The sequence below is a fragment of the Brevundimonas sp. genome (assembly GCF_023259385.1).
Classification (GTDB): domain Bacteria; phylum Pseudomonadota; class Alphaproteobacteria; order Caulobacterales; family Caulobacteraceae; genus Brevundimonas.
The window spans coordinates 1-4,004 of sequence record NZ_JAHFPF010000299.1; the positions used below are offsets into that span (position 1 = coordinate 1).

The following is a 4,004-nucleotide window of genomic DNA, read 5'->3' on the forward strand; positions in this document are numbered from 1 at the left end:
ACCCGGGATCGAGAAGACGGTGCGGTTTTGCGACCCGGGCGAGACGATCGCCCAGGTATCGGCGGGCATTGTGAACGCCCTGGATCTGGAGGTCCTTGGCGTAGGGGTTGTCGATCTGCGCGTCCCGGGCCGCGATCACCCGCCGCACCCCCTCGACGTCCAGCAGGGGCGTCGGGGTCAGAGCATTCATCCCGGCGACGAGGTCGCCGAGTGCGTCGGCGACCACGAAGTCGGCGCCGTGCGCCTTGAACGCCTCGACCTCCGGCGACGCGCCCTTGCCCAACCGGGTTCTGAGCACTCTCAGCCAGTCTCCAGAGGTGATGTCGCCATTCTGCTCCGATCCGGAAAGCGCGAACTCCTTTTCGATGATCGCCTGGGTCAGAACGAACCAGGAGTGATCGTGCGCCGCCAGGTCGGGCGTGGTGCGCAGGTGGCGAAGAGTCGAAAGCGTGTCATAGCCCGGCAGGGCCGGGAACGGCAGGCGGCGCCCAAGGGCGTCGAGCCAGAGGGACGACGGGCCGGGCAGGATGCGGATGCCGTGCCCTGGCCAGATCGGGTCCCAATTCCGCAGACCCTCGACATAGTGCCACATCCGGTCACGGTTCACGACGCGGGCCCCGGCCGCCTCGGCGATGTCCAGCCCCCGTCCATCGACATAGGCGGGCACGCCCCTGACCATCTCGCGGGGCGGACTTCCCAGGCGCGCGGGCCACAGACGCCGCACCTTGTCATGATCCCCGCCGATCCCGCCCGTCGCGATCAGCACCGACGGAGCCCGCAGGGTGAAGGACCCCACCGCATCCCGATTGGAGGCCCGGCCGCGCCCCGCCGCGTCCGGCGCCAGTCGAACGCCTGACACCCCTGTGACCCGCCCCGCTTCAACGATCAGGTCGTCGACGCGACAGCGCGGGTGATACGCCAGCCTGCCGCGTGTCTCGGCATCGCGCACGCGAGCCGCGAACGGGCCGCTCAAGCCCGTCCCGGTGCCCCATGCGACATGGAACCGGGGGACCGAGTTGCCGTGACCATCGGCGCGACCGTCCCCCCGCTCGGCCCAGCCGACCATAGGCGTCAGTCGTATCCCGTGACGCCGTAACCAGGCGCGTTTCTCGCCGGCCGCAAATTCGACATAGGCCTTTCCCCACCGCACCGCCCACTCATCCTCGGCAAGCGCGCCGTCCAGCCGATCCCAGCCCGCGCTGCCCCGCCAATCCGACCAGGCGAGATCAAAGCCGTCGCGGACGCCCAGGCGACGCTGCTCGGGGCTGTCGACCAGGAACAGGCCGCCGAATGACCAGTGGGCCTGCCCGCCCAGGTTTGCGGCGTTCTCTTGATCCACCAGCGCCACTCTGCGGCCGGCCTGAACCAGCTCGTTGGCGGCGACCAGGCCCGCCAGTCCGGCGCCGACGATCACGGCATCACAGTCCATCCTGTTTCCCCTTTTTCGCGACGCGCGCGGGCGAAGATCGACATCCGAACTCCCCCATTCCGGATGACCGTCAACCAACACTGCTGTCAATATGTATTGACATGACGGTGAGTAGTGCGAAGTTGCCGACAACCGCCGGTGGCCCCGCCCCGTCGAGCGGAAACATCAGGCGGGAGGAAACGCACATCACGCGCCGCCGACAGACCGGCGCGCTTCGGGAGGATTTCATGGCTTCAGCGGTCAGCATTCGCGCGCGCCTCGCGCTCTCGGTATCGGCGACAGCCTTCCTGATGACCGGCGCGCCCGCGCTGGCGCAGACAACCCCACCTCAGCCGGATTCTGCTCCCGTCGTCGTGGACGACATCATCGTCACCGCCCAGAAACGCGAACAATCCGTGCAGGACGTCCCCATCGCCGTCACCGCCTTGTCGGCCGAGGCCCTGCAGTCGCGTCAGATCGATGGGGGTTCGGAACTGCTGCGCGCCGTGCCGAACGTCACCTTCTCCAAGTCCAACTTCAGCATGTACAACTTCTCGATCCGCGGGATCGGGACCAAGGCCGTCTCGGCCTCCAGCGATCCGGCGGTGGCCGTCAGCTTCAACAACACGCCCCTTATCCGCAACCGCCTGTTCGAGCAGGAATATCTGGACGTCGCCCGGGTCGAGGTGCTGCGCGGGCCGCAGGGCACCCTGTACGGCCGCAACGCCACCGGCGGCGTCGTCAACATGTTCCCCGAACTGCCCAAGTTCCGATCCGAAGGCTTCGCCGCGGGCGAACTGGGCAACTATGACAGCCGGCGCGGCCAGGCCATGCTCAACGTCCCCTTCGGCGACACATTCGCCGTGCGCGGCGCCTTCGGCTTCACCCAGCGCGACGGCTTCGACTACAACAGCTTCAACGACACCCATGTGAACGACCGCGACCTGTTCACCACTCGTCTGTCGGCCCGCTGGGAACCGACAGCGCGGTTCCGCGCCAATGCGATCTGGGAGCATTTCGAGGAAGACGACAATCGCTCGCGCACCGGCAAACAGCTGTGCACCACCGATCCGGGTCCGACCCAGGTCGGTTCGGCGTCCATCACCACGGCCTACACCCAGGACCAGCTGAGCCAGGGCTGCCTGCCCGGTTCGCTCTATGCCGACGCCGCCTATGGCGCGCCAAACGGCGGGTCCTTCGGGCCGGTTCGCCTGCTCGGCACGGCGCCGAACCTCGGCTTTGGTCCCAATTTTGAATCGATCAACCTGATCCCCCTCGGTTTCGACCCCTATGAAGGCGTGGTCCAGTCCCGCGATCTGAGAGAGATCGCCACCAGCTATGATCCGGTGTTCCGCGCCGAAAACGATGTGGTGCAGGTCAATCTGGAATTCGATCTCAGCGACACCCTGACACTCTATTCCCAGACCGCCTACGCCAAGGACGACTATTATGCGTCCCAGGACTATGCCCGCTACGTCTCCAACCCCGCCTTTGTGGACAGCAACAGTGTCTTAGACATCTTCGGCGATCCCGCGCCGTCGACCGCGACGCCGGGCGGGGTCTACACCGACCCTCAACTGGGTCCGTCAGACCGCATCCTGGCGGTGGACATCAGCCAATCGGACAATCGGCAATGGTATCAGGAGTTCCGGCTTCAGTCGAAGGGCGAAGGTCGATTCAACTTCAGCCTCGGCGCCAACTATCTCGATTTCAAATCTCAGGACGATTATTACGTCTTAAACAACACTTTCTCGCTGATCGCCGAATATTTCTACAACTTCGATTACCTACCGAACGGCGGAATCGGGACGCGGCCGTGCGACGACACCCAGCCGTTCGAATGCGTCTATGTCGATCCCAATCCGCTCAGCGAGATTAATGGAGAGGGGCACAACTACTTCCGCAGCAAGAACGTCATTCACACCCGGTCCTGGGCCGTCTTCGGTGAAGGATATTGGGATCTGACGCCTGAGCTGAGGCTGACCACCGGCCTGCGCTATACCGAGGATCGCAAGGACACGACCCCCTATCCCAGCCAACTGCTGCTGGGCGCCAATCTGAATGGCGATCCGGGCCTGGCCACGGGCGGCTATGTGCGCAGCGGCTATTACGCCCTGCCCGACGTCGAACAGAAATGGGAGGCGGTCACCGGTCGGATCGTGCTGGACTGGACGCCGGACCTGTCCTTTACCAACGACACCCTGGTCTATGCGTCGCTGTCGCGCGGCTACAAGGGCGGGGGCACCAATCCGCCCCGCCTGGACCTGAACCCGACCGTGGTCCAGTACCAGCCGCTGGCCGGCACCTTTGAGCCAGAATACGTCAACGCGTTCGAGATCGGGACCAAGAACTCGCTTCTGGACGGCATGCTCCGACTGAACGCCACCGCCTTCTACTACGACTACAAGGACTACCAGGTCTCCCAGATCGTCGATCGCATCTCGCTGAACGAAAACTTCGACGCCAAGATCTGGGGGCTTGAACTCGAGACCGTCTACAAGCCCACGCCCAACTTCCAGATCGACGCCAATTTCGGGTATCTGAAAACCCGCGTTGCAGATGGCGAGGGTTCGATCGACGTGATGAATCGGACGCA

Annotated in this window: 2 protein-coding genes; one reads left to right on the forward strand and one right to left on the reverse strand. The window is 64.8% G+C overall.

The window, feature by feature from the left end; genetic code table 11:
* On the reverse strand, window positions 1–1,429 hold a 1,429-nt coding region (locus tag Q0C81_RS17110), incomplete at its 3' end, for an FAD-binding dehydrogenase (RefSeq protein ID WP_291840842.1).
* A gap of 227 nt (window positions 1,430–1,656) precedes the next feature.
* Here Q0C81_RS17110 and Q0C81_RS17115 point away from each other — a divergent pair.
* The coding region (locus Q0C81_RS17115) for a TonB-dependent receptor (RefSeq protein ID WP_291840845.1) at window positions 1,657–4,004 on the forward strand (2,348 nt) is incomplete at its 3' end.